Source organism: Pseudomonas ficuserectae, assembly GCF_024584585.1.
GTDB classification, from domain to species: domain Bacteria; phylum Pseudomonadota; class Gammaproteobacteria; order Pseudomonadales; family Pseudomonadaceae; genus Aquipseudomonas; species Aquipseudomonas amygdali.
Window position 1 is genome coordinate 5,662,358 of sequence record NZ_CP085684.1, and the last position, 20,008, is coordinate 5,682,365.

Annotated in this window: 12 protein-coding genes and 1 pseudogene; 10 read left to right on the forward strand and 3 right to left on the reverse strand. The window is 60.2% G+C overall.

The genetic code is table 11. From position 1 onward, the window contains the following. Positions 1–19: 19 nt before the first annotated feature. A complete protein-coding gene (locus LJU29_RS25360) occupies positions 20–2,335 on the reverse strand; it encodes a TonB-dependent receptor (protein WP_257111349.1) in 2,316 nt (771 codons plus the stop codon). Between the two features lie 173 nt (positions 2,336–2,508). On the opposite strand from LJU29_RS25360, the gene LJU29_RS25365 reads away from it, so the two are divergent. Further along, positions 2,509–3,555 (forward strand): LacI family DNA-binding transcriptional regulator, encoded by a 1,047-nt coding sequence (locus LJU29_RS25365; RefSeq protein WP_005758918.1) that lies wholly within the window; start codon positions 2,509–2,511, stop codon positions 3,553–3,555. A gap of 160 nt (positions 3,556–3,715) precedes the next feature. On the opposite strand, the gene betT is transcribed toward LJU29_RS25365, so the two are convergent. Then, the gene (gene betT, locus LJU29_RS25370; RefSeq protein WP_004663279.1) at positions 3,716–5,671 is read right to left on the reverse strand and encodes a choline transporter BetT; all 1,956 of its coding nucleotides are present in this window, start codon (positions 5,669–5,671) and stop codon (positions 3,716–3,718) included. Between the two features lie 651 nt (positions 5,672–6,322). On the opposite strand from betT, the gene hutU reads away from it, so the two are divergent. From hutU to hutG, 9 genes are all read left to right on the forward strand, one after another. Next, on the forward strand, positions 6,323–8,020 hold the full coding sequence (gene hutU, locus LJU29_RS25375) for a urocanate hydratase (protein ID WP_057453135.1): 1,698 nt from the start codon (positions 6,323–6,325) through the stop codon (positions 8,018–8,020). Between the two features lie 113 nt (positions 8,021–8,133). Then, positions 8,134–9,102, forward strand: coding sequence for an ABC transporter substrate-binding protein (locus tag LJU29_RS25380; RefSeq protein ID WP_005745087.1), 969 nt, complete (start codon positions 8,134–8,136; stop codon positions 9,100–9,102). Between the two features lie 73 nt (positions 9,103–9,175). Then, complete coding sequence (locus LJU29_RS25385) at positions 9,176–10,027, forward strand: ABC transporter permease (protein ID WP_257111350.1); 852 nt, start codon at positions 9,176–9,178, stop codon at positions 10,025–10,027. Continuing rightward, positions 10,024–10,854 (forward strand): quaternary amine ABC transporter ATP-binding protein, encoded by an 831-nt coding sequence (locus tag LJU29_RS25390; protein ID WP_005781542.1) that lies wholly within the window; start codon positions 10,024–10,026, stop codon positions 10,852–10,854. The genes LJU29_RS25385 and LJU29_RS25390 overlap by 4 nt, the downstream gene beginning before the upstream one ends. A gap of 12 nt (positions 10,855–10,866) precedes the next feature. Beyond that, on the forward strand, positions 10,867–12,408 hold the full coding sequence (locus tag LJU29_RS25395) for an HAL/PAL/TAL family ammonia-lyase (protein ID WP_005745085.1): 1,542 nt from the start codon (positions 10,867–10,869) through the stop codon (positions 12,406–12,408). A gap of 55 nt (positions 12,409–12,463) precedes the next feature. Beyond that, the gene (hutH, locus tag LJU29_RS25400) at positions 12,464–14,011 is read left to right on the forward strand and encodes a histidine ammonia-lyase (RefSeq protein WP_005758932.1); all 1,548 of its coding nucleotides are present in this window, start codon (positions 12,464–12,466) and stop codon (positions 14,009–14,011) included. Between the two features lie 106 nt (positions 14,012–14,117). Continuing rightward, on the forward strand, positions 14,118–15,494 hold the full coding sequence (locus tag LJU29_RS25405; RefSeq protein ID WP_122323120.1) for an L-histidine transporter HutT: 1,377 nt from the start codon (positions 14,118–14,120) through the stop codon (positions 15,492–15,494). Positions 15,495–15,509: 15 nt separating this feature from the next. After that, positions 15,510–16,715, forward strand: coding sequence for an imidazolonepropionase (gene hutI, locus LJU29_RS25410; RefSeq protein ID WP_257111351.1), 1,206 nt, complete (start codon positions 15,510–15,512; stop codon positions 16,713–16,715). An 11-nt stretch (positions 16,716–16,726) separates the two neighbouring features. Next, complete coding sequence (gene hutG / locus LJU29_RS25415; RefSeq protein WP_257111352.1) at positions 16,727–17,527, forward strand: N-formylglutamate deformylase; 801 nt, start codon at positions 16,727–16,729, stop codon at positions 17,525–17,527. A 186-nt stretch (positions 17,528–17,713) separates the two neighbouring features. On the opposite strand, the pseudogene LJU29_RS25420 reads toward hutG, so the two are convergent. Continuing rightward, a pseudogene (locus LJU29_RS25420) lies at positions 17,714–19,985 on the reverse strand (heavy metal translocating P-type ATPase). Positions 19,986–20,008 lie beyond the last annotated feature (23 nt).

Genomic DNA, 20,008 nt, shown 5'->3' on the forward strand with positions numbered 1-20,008 from the left:
TGTTACCGCGTGCCACGACTCAAAAATCCTTGCGTAGCTGTACGCCGAAATAACGCTCGTCATCACGCGGTACAGACCGGTAAACATAGCTACCACCGGTGGCCAGCATCGGCGAATAGGACTTGTCTGCCAGATTCTTGCCGAGCAGCGCCACGCGCCAGCCACTGTTGTAATCAGCCAATGCCACGCTGGCATTCCAGATGCCGTAAGCGCCTTGCTTGGTGTCCGGGTTCTGGCTGATGTCGTACTGCACTTCGCTCTGCCAGCTGTAATCGGTGCCCAGCTCGATATCCAGACCGTTGTCCAGCGGGATGGTGTAGTCGGCACGAACGTAGCTTTTCCAGTCAGGGCTATACGGCAGGGTTTTGCCATCGACGTTGCACGACGCCGCTGCACCGGCCGGGCAGGCAAAGCTGTCGATGCGCGCCTTGGTGTAAGACAACGCGCCGGAGAATTTCAGGTTATGGGTGGCCTGCAAGGCGTAATCCAGTTCGACGCCTTCAGTGCTGACACTGCCTGCGTTGATCAGGCGCGTGACGACCTGCCCGGCAACGCTGTCGAAGAAGTTCGCCTGATAATTGTCGTAATCACTGTGGAACACCGCCAGGCTGGTGGTCAGGCGATTGTTCCAGGTGGTGGCCTTGACCCCGACTTCCCAGGTGTTCGAGGTCTCCGGTTTCAAAGCGTCGGTGTCACGCGGCTGCATGTTGAAGAACACGTTGTAAGCCGGGCCTTTATAGCCGCGCGAGTAGGTGATGTAGGTCATCACGCTGTCGCTCAGGTCGTACTGCAGACCCAGCCGACCGGACTTGCCATCCTCGTCCACCGAACCGGAACTGCTGGTCGCAGGCTGAATGCCGCTGACCGTGGTCGCCGATGTCGAAACGCGGCGATGGTCGTATTCCAGATCATCGTGGGTCCAGCGCGCCCCGGCAATCGCACGGAAGTCCGGGGTGAAGTTGAAGGTGGTTTCGCCGAATACCGAATAGCTGTCGGTGGTGGTGCTGTAATCGGCGATACCACGGTCCTGACGGGTCGGCGTGATGAGCGTGCGCTGGTAGGTCTCGTCGCTCTTGCCATGCATATAGAACAGACCGCCGACATACTCGACAAACTGGCCTTTTGGCGATGCCAGACGTAGCTCCTGAGAGTACTGATTGAACTCCAGATCGCCTTTGTCTTCGGTGCCGGGGAATGCAGCGGTGACGGTGCCGAGACGGTCGCCATCCTGATACTGGGTGTTATCCCAGCCCCGCCAGGCGGTAATGGAGGTCAGGGTGTAATCGCCCAGTTGCCAGTCAAGCTGGCCGGACAGGCCCTTGTTGACGTCCTCGACATGGCTGCGGTAATCACTGAGCACATCACGGTTGTCACTGTCGGCGCGCACCGGTGACAGCGCACTGGCGAACGCTGGGGTCAGCGCCTTGCTCACTACGCCATTGGGCGCGTCGTCATGGGACTGCATGTAGTCCGCGGCAAGGGTGAAGGTGATGTCGTCGTTGGGTGTGAATTCCAGCTTGCCGCGCGCGCCCTTGCGGTTGTAACCGTTGACCTCCTGACCGTAGAGCTTGTTATCGACGTTGCCGTCATAGCTGCCGAACAGTGTGGTAATCGAGCCCTTGAGGATCTGCGGAATCAGACTGCCGCCGATGCCGAAACGGGTGCGGCTTTCGTTGCCGCTGTAGTACGACTGATCGATGTAACCGTGGGTCTCTTCGGTCGGCGCCTTGGTGGTGACGTTGAGCACGCCAGCCGAGGCGTTCTTACCGAACAACGTACCTTGCGGGCCGCGCAGCACTTCGATGCGCTCAAGGTCGAGCAGGTCCAGCGTGGCCTGGCCCGGACGTGCATACACCACGCCATCGATCACTGTCGCCACCGTCGGCTCGACACCCGGCGAGGTGGAAATGGTGCCGACACCGCGAATGAACAGCGAGGTGTCCTTGTTGGACGCACCGGTCCGGAAATTCAGCGAAGGCACTTGCTGAACGATGCTGGCCACGCCGTTGCGATTGTCCCGCTCCAGTTGCTCGCCCTGAATCACCGAAACTGCGACCGGTACTTTTTGCAACGACTCTTCACGGCGCGTGGCCGTTACGGTGACGGACTCCAGCGCTACCGTTTCAGTGCTCTGCGTTGCTGCGTTATCTGCCATTGCCGGAACCCACGGCAACGCCGCAAGCCCCATCAACAGCCAGCCATAACGGCGCCCCCGCGCCACATGAGCCTGATCGATGGCTTGCGCCAGAAGTGTGTATTTGACGCCATCCCCACGTGTTGTGTGCATCTGCGTGCCTACCTGAAATATGCCCTGATCCGACAATGCGATACGCACTGGCGCCTGTTGATTGCTGGCTAAACCGGGGTCCGGGCATTCGCGGTGGCGAGTAGCAGACAAACCATCTTTGTTAGCGCTAACATCGCCAGTATCAGGAAACGGCGAATAGATCGTCCAATACTGAAAAATTAGTTTTATATTCTTTTTACTTTTATACGAAGTGATCGAGCATGGCCGACGAGAAACCCGCGACACGCAAACGCCGAGGCGCAGGCCGGGTGACGATCACGGCAGTGGCGCGTGATGCCGGTGTCTCGGCCATTACCGTATCGCGCTATTTCAATCAGCCGGAGCAAGTCTCGCCTGAACTGCGTGAGCGAATTGCAGCTGTGGTCAATGCGCTGGGCTATGTGCCCAATCTAGTGGCTGGTGGCCTTGCGTCGGCGCGCAGCCGGGTGGTTGCGATGGTGATTCCCAATATCTCCGGGCCGATCTTCGCCAACACCATTCAGGGCTTCAGTGACACGCTGAGCCAGCACGGTTTCCAGTTGCTGCTGGCCTCCAGCTACTTTTCCGCCGAACAGGAAGAAAGCGCAGTGCGGGCGTTTCTGGGCTGGTCACCGGCAGCACTGGTGCTGACCAGTCGTTTCCACAGCCCGGCTACCGAGAAAATGATCGAGCAGACCGATGTCCCGGTGATCGAAACCTGGGACCACCAGCCCGAACGCAGCCCGATCCAGATTGGCTTTTCTCACTATGACGTCGGCGTCACGGCAGCCCGCTATTTGTACGACAAGGGCTACCGCCGCATCGCGTTCGTGCAGAACAGCATTGCAGGCGACTTCAGCGCACTGGAGCGGCGTGACGGCTATATCGCCACACTTGAAGGGCTCGGCATCAAACCGTGGGTCTTTGTCCCGGACGCCGGACGGCCGCCGTTCGAAGCAGGCAAACAGGCCATGGAAACACTAATGAGCCAAACACCGCGCCCCGACGCCATCTTCTTCGCCAACGACAACCTGGCAGCCGGCGCCCTGCTCGCCAGTCAGCGCGCAGGCCTGCATATACCGAAGGATTGTGCCGTGATGGGCTTTGGCGATTACGCCTTCGCAGAAATGATGCTCCCTAGCCTGACCACCATCAAACCGCCAGCACTAGAGATCGGCGTACTGGCCGCAACGCGTGTGCTTGAAAGCCTTGGCGTGTTGCCGGTGGAGGGAGACATACAGCGGCTGAATTTGCTGGAGTGCAGATTGGTAGAGCGCGAGAGTACGTGAGCCTGACGCAATCTCGAGCCTACGCTGGGGGGCGTAGAACGATGACTTCAGCCATCGTGCGACGCTCCGCGTCGCATGCCGTTCTGGACGCTCTGCGTCCTCGCCTGAACATGAGGCGCGGCGCAGAGCGTGAGGAACGATAGGTGCTCTTAATCCCCGATCACCGCACCAGATGCAGGAACTGCATATGCCGCTCGTACTGGTCGAGCACGTCGTTGATGACCTGTTCCTTGGTGTAGCCCACCAGGTCGTAGTCCTGACTGCCTTCGCTAAGGTGAACCTCGGCGCGGTAGTAGCGGCGGTTGTTCAGCTGTTTGGAACCCATGCCGCCACGGGCGAACGAAGGGGTGAAGAAGCCTTTCATCTGCACTTGGTAGATGAACGGACGCTCTTCGCCGTGACCGATTTCCAGGGTCACCGAGTCGTTGGAAGGGTCAGGTACGTTGACCACGCTCAAGCCCTTCTCGACAAACACCGCTGTCACTTCTTCAATCGCTGGACGCACGGTCTGGTCAAGGAAGCGATACACCTCGTCTCGCGACGGGTAATGCACGGCCTGGCTCAGACGCTGACGCCAGCCGCCACGTCGTGAGCCGGACACTGGTGCCAGCGAATACAGTTGCGCAATCTGGCGCTGGGATTCCATGACGAACGCTTTGTGCAGGCCCCACATCATCAGTAGCAGGATCAGCGAGAACGGCAACGACGTCAGCACAACCGCTGATTTAAGCGCATCGATACTGCCCGAGAACAGCAGGCCGCTGGTGATCAGTGCAGTCGCCACACCCCAGAACACCCGCAGCCATTTCGGACCGTCTTCGTCAGGGTTGCCGCCTTTGGCGGAAAGCGTCGACAGCACCACCGTGCCCGAATCGGCAGAGGTGACAAAGAACACAAAGCTGATAAATACCGTGACCGCAATGACAGTCTTGCTCCACGGATAGGTTTCCAGCAGCAGGTACAGGGTCATCGACGGATCATCGATGGCCGACTGGCCCAGCGCAGTCATGCCGTGGTTGAGCACTTGATCGATGGCGCTGTTACCGAAGATCGACATCCACGCCAGGGTGAAGCCCAGCGGGATCAGCAACACACCGAAGACGAACTCACGGATGGTCCGGCCACGGGAAATACGCGCAATGAACAGGCCCACGAACGGCGCCCAGGCAATCCACCAGGCCCAATAGAACACCGTCCAGCCGCCCAGCCAGTCACTCGGCTCGTTGTAGGCATACACGTCGAAACTCTTGCTCGGCAGCGCACCCAGGTAGTCACCGATGTTCTGCACCAGCGTGTTGAGCAAGTGCTGAGTCGGGCCGGCAAACAGCACGAACAGCAGCAGCGCACAGGCCAGCAGCATGTTGATGTCGGACATGACGCGCACGCCCTTGTCGACACCGGCTATCGCGACCAGAATCGCCGCGCCCATCATCAGGGTGATCAGTCCGACCTGAATCCAGTGGGTATGCGCCACGCCAAACAGGTAATCCAGACCGGAATTCAGGTGCAGTACCCCGAAGCCCATGTCTGCGCCCAAGCCGAAAATGGTCGCTATGATGCCGAAGCCGTCGACTGCATAGCCTATAGGGCCGTTGATGCGCTTGCCGATCAGCGGGTACAGCGCCGAACGCAGGGCCAGCGGCAGGTTGTGGCGATAAGCGAAGTAGGCCAGCGCCATGCCGACAAAGGCGAACACGCCCCAGCCATGCAGGCCCCAGTGCAGAAACAGCAACTGCATGCCCTGACGCGCGGCCTCAGCCGTACCGCCTTCGCCCTGCGGCGGTTGCAGCAGGTGCGTCAGCGGTTCTGAAACGCAGAAGAAGAACAGCGTGATGCTGATCCCCGCGGCGAACAGCATGCCGGCCCATGACAGGTAACTGAACTCGGGTTCGTCGTGGTCGGCACCGAGCTTGATCTTGCCGAAGCCCGACAAGGCGGTGACCACCACGAAGACCAGATACAGGGTCATGACCATCATGTAGTACCAGCCGACCGTATTGGCCGCCCAGTTTTGCGCCGCCAGCAGCCATTCTCCGCTGGCTTGCGGGAAGGCAATGACAACGATGCCGAAAATCAGAATAAAGCTCGCAGCGAAGTAGAACACTGGAGCGTTCATGCGGACGTTGCCGCTTGAAGAAGTACTCGGAGAGCTCATCGGTTGCGTGCCTCCGGACTGATAAAACCAACTGCAAAAAGCGGATACGGCAAGGGTAAGCCTCCTGTTGTGAGCGGGCAGCGAACCACCGGTTTAACTTGAACGAGCGTTCAATTTAAACATGAAAGTGCCCGTAAAGACTAATCGGGGGCCAGTGAATGCTCGCTCAGGCTTGGGTATGACGCATGCTTGAGCGGGATCGTTCCCATCCTCAGGCAACACAATTCAGGCCCTCCCAACGGGGATTTTTCAGGCACCTATAAATAACCGATGTTGACCCTGCGACCCTGCGCACATTTACCGCACCATTCTGTTACCTGCCGCCCCAAAAGCGCGCAAATCACGCTTCAGGTAACACGCCTGACCTCGCCTCACACATTGTTCGCCTGCTCGGAAAAGTCCGCTACCCCCTGAAAACACTGAGCCGCAGGGTCATCGAACGATCAATGAACAGACGCCAGACAAAGTTGGTCTTCTGATTGCATATGCTTGTATGTACAAGTAGAGACAGGCTAGACATTCTGTCTTTCTACTGGACTGAATCGGCCTGCTTCGCCAGGCACTGTTCGCCCTTCAACGGGCTGGTTCGCATTGATCGCCGAGGATTTTTTTGTGACCGAGAATAATCAAGACCTGAAGCAGAACTGGACCCGCCATCGCGAAGGCGTCGTACGGGCTGCCCGCGGCACTCAATTGACAGCCAAAAGCTGGCTGACCGAAGCGCCGCTGCGCATGTTGATGAACAACCTCGACCCGGAAGTCGCCGAGAACCCCAACGAGTTGGTGGTTTATGGTGGCATCGGTCGCGCTGCGCGCAACTGGGAGTGCTACGACAAAATCGTCGAAAGCCTCACTCAGCTCAACGATGATGAGACCCTGCTGGTGCAGTCCGGCAAGCCGGTTGGCGTGTTCAAGACCCACAGCAACGCGCCGCGCGTACTGATCGCCAATTCCAACCTGGTGCCGCACTGGGCCAGCTGGGAGCACTTCAACGAGCTGGATGCCAAGGGCCTGGCAATGTATGGCCAGATGACCGCAGGCAGCTGGATCTACATCGGCAGCCAGGGCATCGTGCAAGGCACCTACGAAACCTTCGTCGAAGCCGGGCGTCAGCACTATGACGGCAATCTCAAGGGCCGCTGGGTGCTGACCGCAGGTTTAGGCGGCATGGGTGGCGCGCAGCCGCTGGCCGCGACATTGGCCGGGGCCTGCTCGCTGAACATCGAATGTCAGCAGAGCCGTATCGATTTCCGCATCAAGACCCGCTACGTCGACGAACAGGCCGCTGATCTGGATGACGCTCTGGCGCGCATTGCCAAATACACCGCCGAAGGCAAAGCCATCTCCATCGCCCTGTGCGGCAACGCAGCAGAAATTCTGCCGGAAATGGTCCGTCGCGGCGTGCGTCCGGACATGGTCACCGACCAGACCAGCGCCCACGACCCGCTCAATGGCTACCTGCCCAAAGGCTGGACCTGGGACGAGTACCGCGTCCGCTCGGTCAGTGAACCGGCCAATGTCGTAAAAGCCGCCAAGCAATCCATGGCCGAACACGTCGAAGCCATGCTGGCGTTCCAGCAAGCGGGCATTCCGACCTTCGACTATGGCAACAACATTCGCCAGATGGCCAAGGAAGTCGGCGTCGCCAATGCCTTCGATTTCCCCGGTTTCGTCCCGGCCTACATCCGCCCGTTGTTCTGCCGCGGCATCGGGCCGTTCCGCTGGGCCGCGCTGTCGGGTGACCCAGAAGACATCTACAAGACCGACGCCAAGGTCAAGGAACTGATTCCCGACGACGATCACCTGCACAACTGGCTGGACATGGCCCGCGAGCGCATCAGCTTTCAGGGCTTGCCCGCGCGTATCTGCTGGGTCGGTCTGGGTCAGCGCGCCAAGCTGGGTCTGGCGTTCAACCAAATGGTCCGCAGTGGTGAGTTGTCGGCACCGGTGGTAATCGGCCGCGACCACCTGGACTCCGGTTCGGTCGCCAGCCCCAACCGCGAAACCGAATCCATGCGCGATGGCTCCGATGCCGTCTCCGACTGGCCGCTGCTCAATGCCCTGCTCAATACCGCCAGCGGCGCGACCTGGGTTTCGCTGCACCATGGCGGCGGCGTGGGCATGGGCTTTTCGCAGCACTCCGGAATGGTCATCGTCTGTGACGGTACGGACGAAGCCGCCGAACGCATCGCCCGCGTCCTTCATAACGACCCGGCCACCGGTGTGATGCGCCATGCCGATGCCGGTTATGACATTGCCATCGACTGTGCCAGAGAGCAGGGCTTGAACCTGCCGATGATCGGACGTTAAGGGGGCTGCGGTTATCAAACCGACAGACTCGGGGGAACGGGCATGAACATGCCCACAGGCCGGATGCCTACTTGAAGCTGCCGTCATCCATTTCAGGCTTAGGAGCATCGATAATGAATATGAAAAAGGCCCTGCTGACCACCCTGGTATCCGCTGGCCTGCTCGCCAGCGCAGGCGCAAGTCAGGCTGCCGGCTGGTGCGAATCAGGCAAGCCGGTGAAATTCGCCGGTCTTAACTGGGAAAGCGCGATGCTGCTGACCGACATTCTGCAGGTCGTTCTGGACAAGGGTTACGGCTGCACCGTTGACGCCCTGCCCGGCAATTCCATCGCCATGGAAAACGCCTTGAGCACCAACGATATCCAGATCTTTGCCGAAGAATGGGTCGGTCGCAGCGAGGTCTGGAACAAGGCCGCCGCAGCCGGGAAAGTGGTCGGTGTCGGCGCGCCTATCGTTGGCGCAGTGGAAGGCTGGTACGTGCCCCGCTATGTGATCGAAGGCGATGCCAAACGCAAGCTTGAAGCCAAGGCACCCAACCTGAAATCCATCAGCGATCTGGCCCAGTATTCGGCGGTGTTCAAGGATCAGGAAGAACCCGGCAAAGGCCGCTTCTACAACTGCCCGGCTGGCTGGACCTGCGAGCTGGAAAACAGCGAAATGCTCAAGAGCTATGGCCTGGAAAGCAAATACACCAACTTCCGCCCGGGCACCGGCCCTGCGCTGGATGCGGCTATTCTCTCCAGCTACAAACGTGGCGAGCCGATCCTGACCTACTACTGGTCGCCGACTCCGCTCATGGGCCAGGTGGACCTGGTGCATCTGGAGGAGAAAGCCGGGGTCAACAAGACGATCGATATCAAGGTCGGCGTGTCCAAAGTGTTCCACGATGAGGCCCCTGAACTGGTCGCCATCCTGGAAAAGGTCAACCTGCCTATCGACCTGCTCAACCAGAACCTGGGGCGCATGGCCAAGGAACGTATCGAATCGCCGAAGCTGGCGAAGATTTTCCTGAAAGAGCACCCCGAAGTCTGGCACAAATGGGTCAGCGAAGACGCCGCGAAAAAGGTGGACGCTTCGCTGTAAACGAAAGGGCAGTCGGACTGACAAATCCGACTGCCCTGACGTTGACCCGACACACCTCATTTGAGAGCCGCTTATGTTTCCTGAAAGCTTCACTTTCTCGATCGCCAACTGGGTCAACGACGGGGTCGACTCGCTGGTGACTCAGTATGGCGATGTGTTCCGGCACATTTCCGACACCCTGCTATGGGCCATCGTCAACCTCGAAGGCCTGCTGCGCATGGCGCCGTGGTGGCTGATGCTGATAATCGTTGGCGGCATTGCCTGGCACGCGACACGCAAGATCGTCACGACGCTGGTCATCGTCGGCCTGCTGTTTCTGGTCGGTGCGGTCGGGTTGTGGGACAACCTGATGCAGACATTGGCGCTGATGCTGGTCGCCACGATCATTGCGGTACTGATCGGCATTCCACTGGGCATTCTCTCCGCGCGCAGCAATCGCCTGCGCTCGGTGCTGATGCCGTTGCTGGACATCATGCAGACCATGCCCAGCTTCGTTTACCTGATTCCGGTGTTGATGCTGTTCGGCCTGGGCAAGGTCCCGGCCATCTTCGCCACGGTGATCTACGCCGCTCCGCCATTGATTCGTCTGACCGACCTGGGCATTCGTCAGGTTGACGGTGAAGTGATGGAAGCCATCAACGCCTTCGGTGCCAACCGCTGGCAGCAGCTGTTTGGTGTGCAACTGCCACTGGCCATGCCGAGCATCATGGCCGGGATCAACCAGACCACCATGATGGCGCTGTCGATGGTGGTCATCGCCTCGATGATCGGCGCACGCGGGCTGGGTGAAGACGTGCTGGTGGGCATTCAGACGCTCAACGTCGGACGCGGGCTGGAAGCGGGTCTGGCCATCGTCATTCTGGCGGTCGTCATCGACCGTATCACGCAGGCCTATGGCCGCCCACGGCATGAGGCGCACAAATGAGCAGCGTGGAACCGAACAAGATCGTCGTTAAAAACGTATTCAAGATTTTTGGCAATCGCTCAAAGGAAGCACTGGCGCTGATCAAACAGAACCAGAGCAAGGATCAGGTACTGGCGCAAACCGGCTGCGTGGTCGGGGTCAACGACCTGTCGCTGTCGATCGGCAGTGGCGAAATCTTCGTCATCATGGGCCTGTCCGGCTCCGGCAAATCGACGCTGGTACGCCACTTCAACCGCCTGATCGACCCTACCAGCGGCGAGATTCTGGTTGATGGTGAAGACATCCTGCGCTACGACATGGAGGCGCTGCGCCAATTCCGTCGGCACAAGATCAGCATGGTGTTCCAGAGCTTCGGCCTGCTGCCGCACAAGACCGTGCTGGCCAACGTCGCGTATGGCCTGAAAGTGCGCGGCGAGAGCAAGGCGCTGTGCCAGGAACGCGCGCAGCACTGGATAACGACCGTAGGCCTCAAGGGCTACGAAAACAAATACCCGCACCAGCTTTCCGGTGGCATGCGCCAGCGCGTCGGTCTGGCACGAGCACTGGCAGCCGACACCGACATCATTCTGATGGACGAAGCGTTCAGCGCCCTCGACCCGTTGATTCGCGCCGAGATGCAGGACCAGTTGCTGGAACTGCAAGCCAGCCTGCACAAGACCATCGTGTTCATTACCCACGACCTGGACGAAGCGGTACGCATCGGCAATCGCATCGCGATCCTCAAGGACGGGCGCTTGATTCAGGTCGGTACACCGAAAGAAATCCTTCACTCGCCCGCCGACGATTACGTGGACCGTTTCGTTCAGCGCCGCGTGGCCACCCTTTAAGGACCGTTGCAGATGTCGCGAGCAGAACAGATCGTCATCGGTGAAGCCCCGCTGGGCTGGCAGGACGTAGTCGCCGTGGCCCGCCATGAGGCGCAACTGGTGTTGTCGGATGCCGCCTGGGCGCGGATCGATAACGCGCAGGCCATCGTGCAGCAGATTGTCGTCAGCGGCGAACGCGCCTATGGCGTGAACACCGGGCTTGGCGCGCTGTGCAACGTATCGCTGCAAGGCGAACAGCTCAGTCGCCTGTCGCGCAATACCCTGCTCAGCCATGCCTGCGGCGTGGGTGCGCCGCTGGCCGACGAGCAGACTCGCGCAATCATCTGCGCCGCAATTCTCAATTACAGCCAGGGTAAATCCGGCATTCACCGGCAAGTGGTCGAAGCGCTGCTGGCCTTGCTCAATCGGGGCATTACGCCACACGTGCCATCGCAGGGTTCGGTGGGTTACCTGACCCACATGGCGCACGTCGGCATCGCCTTGCTGGGCGTCGGTCAGGTCAGTTATCGCGGGCAAATCGTCCCGGCTGAGCAGGCCTTGAATGAAGAAGGTCTGGCTCCGGTAATTCTCGGTGCCAAGGACGGCTTGTGTCTGGTCAATGGCACGCCGTGCATGACCGGCCTGAGCTGCCTGGCCATCGCCGATGCCGAGCGCCTGAGCCAATGGGCCGACGTGATCGGCGCGATGACCTTCGAAGCACTGGGCGGTCAGCTGGATGCATTCGATGAGAGCATTCTTGCCCTCAAACCGCATCCCGGTATGCAGCAGGTGGGCAAAAACCTGCGCAGCGTATTGGCGGGCAGCGAAGTGCTTGCCAGCCGCCAGGGCATTCGTACCCAGGACGCGCTGAGCATCCGCTCGATTCCCCAAGTGCATGGCGCAACCCGCGATCAATTGGCTCATGCCATTCGCCAGATCGAGACCGAGCTGAACTCGGTCACCGATAACCCCATGCTGCTCGGCACGCCCGATGACTGGCGCGTGGTGTCTCAGGCCAACCCGCATGGCCAGTCGGTGGCGATGGCGGCAGACCTGCTGTGCATGGCGCTGGCAGAACTGGGCTCCATCGCCGAGCGACGCCTCGACCGCCTGATCAACCCGATGGTCAGCGGCCTGCCGGCGTTTCTGGTCAGCCAGCCGGGGGTGAATTCGGGGATGATGATCGTTCAGTACGTCGCCGCCTCGCTGTGCGCGGAAAACCGCCAGATGGCGCAACCGGCGGTGGTCGATAACTACGTCACCTCCGGCCTGCAGGAAGACCATCTGAGCCTGGGCACCAGTGCCGCGCTCAAGCTGCACAAAGTGCTAGGCAACGTCACACAGATTCTGGCCATCGAGTATTTGCTGGCGGCCCAGGCGTTCGAATTCCTCAAGGCGCAAGGGTTTGGCGTGGGTACAGGTGCTGCGTGGCGACTGCTGCGCGAGCGGGTTCCGGCCTACGATGAAGACCGCTGGCTGGCCCCTGATATCGCCAGCAGCGCGGCCCTGCTCAAAGACGCAACATCGCTGGAAAGGGTTTTCCAGCACTGCCGCGATCATGCGGCAACCCTATAAAAAGCGGCGGACGGCCACACGCCGTTGCTGACATCAATCAAGGAGTAGCTGCATCGTGACCACCTTATCTGCCAAGACGCTGAACCTGATCCCCGGCCAACTGACCCTGGCGCAATTGCGCGCCATTCATCAGCAGCCGGTCAGGCTGACGCTGGACAGCAGTGCAGACCAGCAGATCGACGACAGCGTCGCCTGTGTCGAACGCATTCTGGCCGAGAACCGCACCGCCTACGGGATCAACACCGGCTTTGGCCTGCTCGCCTCGACGCGGATTGCCAGCGAAGACCTGGAAAATCTGCAGCGTTCGCTGGTGCTGTCGCATGCGGCCGGTGTTGGTCAGCCGATCAGCGATGATTTGGTGCGCTTGATCATGGTGCTCAAGGTCAACAGCCTGAGCCGTGGCTTCTCGGGTATTCGTCGGGTGGTGATCGATGCGTTGATCGCGTTGATCAATGCCGAGGTCTATCCGCATATTCCGCTCAAGGGTTCGGTCGGCGCTTCGGGTGACCTGGCTCCACTGGCGCACATGTCGCTGGTGCTGTTGGGCGAAGGCAAGGCGCGTTACAAGGGCGAATGGCTGAATGCCGTCGATGCATTGGCTGTCGCTGGGCTGCAACCGCTGACCCTCGCAGCCAAGGAAGGGTTGGCGCTGCTCAACGGTACGCAAGTGTCCACCGCGTATGCACTGCGCGGCTTGTTCGAGGGCGAAGACCTGTTCGCTGCGGCGTTGACCTGTGGCTCGCTGACCGTCGAAGCCGTGCTCGGTTCGCGCTCCCCCTTCGATGCACGTATTCATGCAGCACGCGGTCAGCGCGGGCAGATCGATGCCGCGGCCTGCTACCGCGACTTGCTCGGCGAAAGCAGTGGCGTGTCCGAGTCGCACCGCAATTGCGACAAGGTTCAGGACCCCTACTCGCTGCGCTGCCAGCCGCAGGTCATGGGCGCATGCCTGACCCAGTTGCGCCAAGCCGCCGAAGTGCTGGAAATCGAAGCCAATGCGGTGTCCGACAACCCGCTGGTGTTCGCCGCCGAGAACGACGTCATATCCGGTGGCAATTTTCACGCCGAGCCGGTCGCCATGGCCGCAGACAATCTGGCACTGGCCATTGCCGAGATCGGCTCGCTCAGCGAACGGCGTATTTCGCTGATGATGGACAAGCACATGTCGCAACTGCCGCCCTTCCTGGTCGCCAACGGAGGCGTCAATTCCGGCTTCATGATCGCGCAGGTCACGGCCGCCGCGCTGGCCAGTGAAAACAAGGCGCTGGCTCATCCGCACAGCGTCGACAGCCTGCCGACATCCGCCAATCAGGAAGACCATGTGTCGATGGCCCCGGCCGCTGGCAAGCGGTTATGGGAAATGGCAGAAAACGTTCGCGGGATTCTTGCCGTAGAATGGTTGGCTGCCTGCCAGGGTCTGGACTTGCGTGAGGGTCTGAAAACCTCTCCGAAACTGGAGCAAGCCCGCAGCCTGTTGCGCAGCAAGGTCCCGTTCTATGAAAAGGACCGTTTTTTTGCACCGGACATCGAAGCTGCCAGTCAGCTGTTGTCCTCCACTTGCCTGAACCCGCTGGTTCCTGCACGTCTGCTACCGAGTTTGTGATGTACCGCGAGCCTGGCAGGGCTCGCTTTGGTCATTGCTGCGGGAAGCCGATTGCAGGCGTTTTCGCGGCTTTTGCCATACCTGTATGTAATGAAATGGACCTGAAATGACGTCACAAGATGGTTTGAAACGCGGGTTATCCGCCCGCCATATCCGCTTCATGGCCCTGGGCTCTGCCATCGGCACAGGGTTGTTCTACGGCTCGGCCTCGGCGATTCAACAGGCCGGTCCGGCCGTATTGCTGGCGTACCTGATCGGCGGCGCGGCGGTGTACATGGTGATGCGCGCACTGGGCGAAATGGCCGTTCACGACCCGGTTTCCGGCTCGTTCAGCCATTACGCCACGCGCTACATGGGCCCGCTGGCCGGTTTCGTACTGGGCTGGACCTACGCATTCGAAATGATCATTGTCTGCCTCGCCGACGTGACCGCATTCGGCATTTACATGGGCTTCTGGTTTCCGGAGGTGCCGCGCTGGATCTGGGTGCTGGGCATCGTGTTCCTGATCGGCGCGCTCAACCTGTGCAATGTGAAAGTCTTCGGCGAAACCGAATTCTGGCTGTCGATCCTCAAGGTCAGCGCCATCGTGGCCATGATTGTCGCGGGCTTCGGCATCATGATCTTCGGCATCGGCAGCTCGACCAGCTGCACCGAAATAGGCATCAGCAACCTGTGGGCACACGGCGGCTTCATGCCCAACGGCGTTACCGGCCTGATCGCTTCGTTTGCGGTGGTGATGTTTGCCTTCGGCGGCATCGAAATCATCGGCATCACGGCCGGTGAGGCAAAGGACCCGCAACGCAGCCTGCCACAGGCGATCAACGCCGTACCGTTGCGCATTCTGCTGTTCTATGTGCTGACACTGTTTGTGCTGATGTGCATTTACCCGTGGCCGCAGATCGGCACCCAAGGCAGCCCGTTCGTGCAGATTTTCGATAATCTGGGCATTGCGTCGGCGGCGACTATCCTCAATATCGTGGTCATCTCTGCTGCGGTGTCGGCCATCAACAGCGACATCTTCGGCGCCGGGCGCATGATGTACGGATTGGCCCGTGACGGTCAGGCACCCGCCAGTTTTGCGCGCCTGTCACGGCATGGTGTGCCGTGGATGACCGTGTTGGTCATGGGCATCGCGTTGCTGGGCGGCGTGCTGCTCAACTACCTGATCCCCAAGGACGTGTTCCTGCTGATCGCCTCGCTGGCAACGTTTGCCACGGTCTGGGTCTGGCTGATGATTCTGCTCACCCAGGTTGCCATGCGCCGTTCGATGAACCGCGACGAGGCCACACAACTGAAATTCGCGGTGCCGTTCTGGCCTTACGGACCGGCCGCCGCCATCGTCTTCATGCTGTTCATCTTCGGCGTGCTGGGCTATTTCCCGGACAACCGTGCAGCCTTGATCGTCGGCGCAATCTGGATTGTGCTGCTGCTCATCGCCTACGGGTTGTGGGTCAAGCCAAAGGCGCTCAACAATCCCCATTGACCAAAGAGGCCCGAAATGAAAACGCTCTGGAAACACTGTCACATCGCAAGCATGGCGCACGGTAAATACTCGATCATCGAGAATGCCGCCATCGTGACCTCCGGAGCGTTCATCGAGTGGATCGGGCCTGAAACCGAGCTGGCCGAGCCGGAACATGACAACTGCATCGATCTGGGCGGCGCATGGGTGACGCCCGGCCTGATCGACTGCCACACGCACACAGTGTTTGGCGGCAACCGCAGCGGTGAGTTCGAACAGCGTCTCCAGGGTGTGAGCTACGCCGAGATTGCCGCAGCAGGCGGCGGTATCGCCAGCACGGTGCGCGCGACTCGTGCGGCCAGTGAAGATGAGCTGTACGCCAGTGCCGAGCGACGCTTGCGACACTTGCTCAAGGACGGCGTGACTACCGTCGAGATGAAGTCAGGTTATGGGCTGGACCTGGAAAACGAGCGCAAAATCCTGCGGGTGATCCGCCGCCTGGGCAATACCCAACCGGTCACCGTACGCGCCACCTGTCTGGCCGCCCACGCCCTGCCACCGGAATACGCGGATCGCGCCGCCGACTATATCAATCACATCTGCAACGACATGCTGCCAGCACTGGCTGCCGAAGGGCTTGTGGATGCCGTGGACGCGTTCTGCGAGTACCTGGCGTTTTCGCCTGCGCAGGTCGAGCAAGTGTTCATCAGCGCAGGGCAGTTGGCGCTGCCGGTCAAACTGCATGCCGAGCAGCTTTCTTCGCTGGGCGGGTCAAGCCTCGCGGCACGTTACAAGGCGCTGTCGGCGGATCATCTGGAGTTCATGACCGAAGACGATGCCGTCGCCATGGCCGCTGCCGGGACCGTCGCAGTGCTGCTGCCGGGGGCGTTTTACTTTCTGCGTGAAACACAGCTGCCGCCGATGGAAGCGCTGCGCAAGCACGGCGTGCCGATTGCGATTTCCACCGACCTGAACCCCGGCACCTCGCCAGGGCTGTCGTTGCGTCTGATGCTCAACATGGCCTGCACGCTGTTTCGCATGACACCTGAAGAGGCACTGGCGGGTGTGACATTCAATGCCGCCAAGGCACTGGACATGAGCGCGACCCACGGCTCGCTGGAGGTCGGCAAGGTAGCGGATTTCGTCGCTTGGGACATTGAGCGACCGGCTGATCTGGCCTACTGGCTGGGCGGCGATCTGGATAAACGCATCGTGCGCCACGGCGTCGAATCATCGATCTGAAGGAGAGCCCTGTGGATAACGTTCTGACATTCAAACGCGGCCGCGTTCCGCTGCTGATCAGCATGCCGCATGCCGGCCTGAAACTGACCCCCGTGGTCGAGGCCGCGCTGGTGGACGAATCCCTGAGCCTGCCGGACACCGACTGGCATATCCCGCGCCTGTATGACTTTGCTGCTGAATTGGGTGCCAGTACCCTAGCCGCCGAGTACTCGCGTTTTGTCATCGACCTTAATCGGCCCTCCGACGACAAACCGATGTACGCTGGCGCGACTACCGGCCTGTTCCCGTCGATTCTGTTCGATGGCGTGCCGCTGTTCAAAGATGGGCAGACACCGAGTGCCGAAGAGCGGGCGCTGTATCTGCAGCAGATCTGGACGCCCTATCATCAGACGCTGGAGCAGGAGCTGCAGCGAATGCGTGATGAGTTCGGCTATGCGCTGCTGTTCGACGCCCACTCGATTCGCGGGCACATTCCGCATTTGTTCGACGGTCGCCTGCCGGACTTCAACCTCGGCACCTTCAATGGTGCAAGCTGCGACCCGGAGCTGGCCAGCCGAATGGAGCAGGTCTGCGCTGCGGCCAAAGACTACAGCCATGTGTTGAACGGGCGCTTCAAGGGCGGCCACATCACCCGCCACTATGGCGACCCGGCCAACAACATCCATGCGGTGCAGCTGGAACTGGCGCAAAGCACCTACATGGAGGAGTTCGTGCCCTTCCACTACCGCCCGGACTTGGCAGAGCCGACCCGCGCCGTGCTCAAGCCACTGCTGGAAACCTTCATTGCCTGGGGACAGGAGCGGTTTGGCTGACTAAGTCGGACGCAGAGCGTCCATAAAAGCGCTACCACGCAGAGCGTGGGAGCGATAGCTAATACCTCTGTGGGAGTGAGCTTGCTCACGAAGACGGCCGATAGCCACACCGATTATCGTTCCCATGCTCTGCGTGGGAATGCCGTTCCGGACGCTCCGCCTCCGTCCTTCAACGCCCTCGACTGTTCACTTTTTGAGCAGCCGCAGCCCGTTGAACACCACCAGCAAACTCACGCCCATGTCGGCAAACACAGCCATCCACATGGTCGCCATGCCCGCAAACGTGATGCCGATAAACAACACCTTGGTCGCGATTGCCAGAACAATGTTCTGCTTGAGCACTGCCGAGGTCCGACGGGACAAGCGAATGAACGTCGGTATCTTGCGCAGATCATCGTCCATCAGGGCGACATCTGCCGTCTCGATAGCAGTATCAGTACCCGCTGCCGCCATCGCAAAACCAATCTCGGCCCGAGCCAGCGCCGGTGCATCATTGATGCCGTCACCCACCATGCCCACACGATGGTTGCGAGCATAAAGGGCCTCGATGGCACTCAGCTTGTCGGCAGGCAGCAAGTTGCCTTGCGCTTCGTCGATACCGACCTGATCGGCAATCGCCTTGGCGGTGTGCGGATTGTCGCCAGTCAGCATGACCGTTTTGATGCCCAGTTCATGCAACTGAGCGATGGCTTCACGGCTGGTTTCCTTGACAGTGTCAGCCACCGCAAACAGCGCGATCGGACCGGAAGTGTCCAGCAACAGCACCACGGTCTTGCCCTGCATTTCCAGAACATCGAGCTTCGCCTCCAGCTCTGGCGAACACAGACCCAGCTCTTCAACCAGGCGATAGTTGCCCAGGTGATACATCTGGCCGTTGATTGCACCCTTCACACCGCGTCCACCCAAGGCTTCAAACGCCGAGACCTCATGCAGCTTCAGGCTGCTGTCAGCCGCCTTGGCAATCGCCTGGGAAACCGGGTGATCGGAGCGACCCGCAAGGCTCGCAGCAATGGCCAGCGCAGTGTCGGCGACCGTCGGGTCCAGCGGCACGTAGTCGGTCTGCACGGGCTTGCCGTGGGTCAGCGTGCCGGTCTTGTCGAGGGCCAGGTAATCAAGCTTCTCGCCCATTTCCAGATAAACGCCGCCCTTGATCAGGATGCCTTTGCGCGCCGCTGCCGCCAGACCGCTGACGATCGTCACCGGCGTAGAAATCACCAGCGCACAGGGGCAAGCGACTACCAACAACACCAGCGCGCGGTAAACCCAGTCAAACCATTCGCCGCCGAAAAACAGCGGCGCAATCAGCGCCACGCCCAAGGCGACAACGAACACCACCGGCGTATAGATGCCGCGAGAAGCTGTCGACAAAGCGCTGGGTTGGCGCACGCGAACCCTGAGCCGCTTCTACCGCATGAATGATGCGCGCCAGCGTCGAATTGTTCGCCGCAGCGGTCACACGATATTCCAGCGAGCCCGCCTGATTGATAGTGCCCGCGAAGACCTTGTCGCCGACAGTCTTCTCGACCGGCAGGCTTTCACCTGTGATCGACGCTTGATCGATGGTCGAGTTACCGGACACCACCTCGCCGTCGAGCCCTACGCGCTCACCTGGCTTGATGCGGACAATAGCGCCAATTTCGACGTTTTTAGCTTCAATTTCCTGCCAACTGCCGTCCGCCTGTTTAACGGTGGCCAGTTCCGGCGTCAATTGCATCAACCCGCTGATAGCGTTTCGGGCGCGGTCGAGGGACTTGGCTTCGATCAACTCGGCCACAGTAAACAGAAACATCACCATTGCCGCTTCAGGCCACTGCCCGATCAGAATTGCACCGGTCACCGCAATGCTCATCAGAGCATTGATATTCAGGTTGAAGTTCTTGAGCGCGATCCAGCCCTTCTTGTAGGTCGTCAGCCCACAACTGAAGATCGACACCAGCGCCAGCAGAGCAACGACCCAGGTCGGGCCGAGTGACGCCAAATGGACCACCTCAGCACCCAGTGCAGTAACGCCGGACAATGCCAGCGGCCACCAGTGTTTCTTCACGACCGGAGCCGCTTGATCAGACGCTGCGCTCTCCTCGACCGGCTCGGCCTGCATGCCCAGCGAACTGATGGCCTCACGAATCGGGTCGGTGGACGGCAGATCGTGCCATACGCCCAGCAGGCGATTGATCAGGTTGAACTCAAGCTTCTGCACCCCGGCCAGCTTGCCCAGCTTGTTCTGGATCAGGGTTTGCTCGGTCGGGCAATCCATGGCTTCGATACGAAAGCTGCTCAAGCGACTACCTGATGCCAGCGCATCGTTAAAGGTCACCACAGCAGGTTGTGCATCGCTGGAGCAGCACGCATGAGCATGTTCTACGGGCTTTTGCTCAGGCGCATGCTCGCCGTGGTCATGATCGTGGTCGTGGTCGTGGTCGTGGTCATGTACGGGGGAAGTCTTGATCGTCGTACCCATTCTTTGCGCTCCAGGATTCTGCT

Bases quoted from the DNA above. Each gene is read 5' to 3' on its own strand.
- LJU29_RS25365 (WP_005758918.1), top strand. From the start codon at position 2,509: ATGGCCGACGAGAAACCCGCGACACGCAAACGCCGAGGCGCAGGCCGG.
- betT (WP_004663279.1), bottom strand. From the start codon at position 5,671: ATGAACGCTCCAGTGTTCTACTTCGCTGCGAGCTTTATTCTGATTTTC.
- LJU29_RS25380 (WP_005745087.1), top strand. From the start codon at position 8,134: ATGAATATGAAAAAGGCCCTGCTGACCACCCTGGTATCCGCTGGCCTG.
- LJU29_RS25385 (WP_257111350.1), top strand. From the start codon at position 9,176: ATGTTTCCTGAAAGCTTCACTTTCTCGATCGCCAACTGGGTCAACGAC.
- LJU29_RS25390 (WP_005781542.1), top strand. From the start codon at position 10,024: ATGAGCAGCGTGGAACCGAACAAGATCGTCGTTAAAAACGTATTCAAG.
- LJU29_RS25395 (WP_005745085.1), top strand. From the start codon at position 10,867: ATGTCGCGAGCAGAACAGATCGTCATCGGTGAAGCCCCGCTGGGCTGG.
- LJU29_RS25405 (WP_122323120.1), top strand. From the start codon at position 14,118: ATGACGTCACAAGATGGTTTGAAACGCGGGTTATCCGCCCGCCATATC.
- hutI (WP_257111351.1), top strand. From the start codon at position 15,510: ATGAAAACGCTCTGGAAACACTGTCACATCGCAAGCATGGCGCACGGT.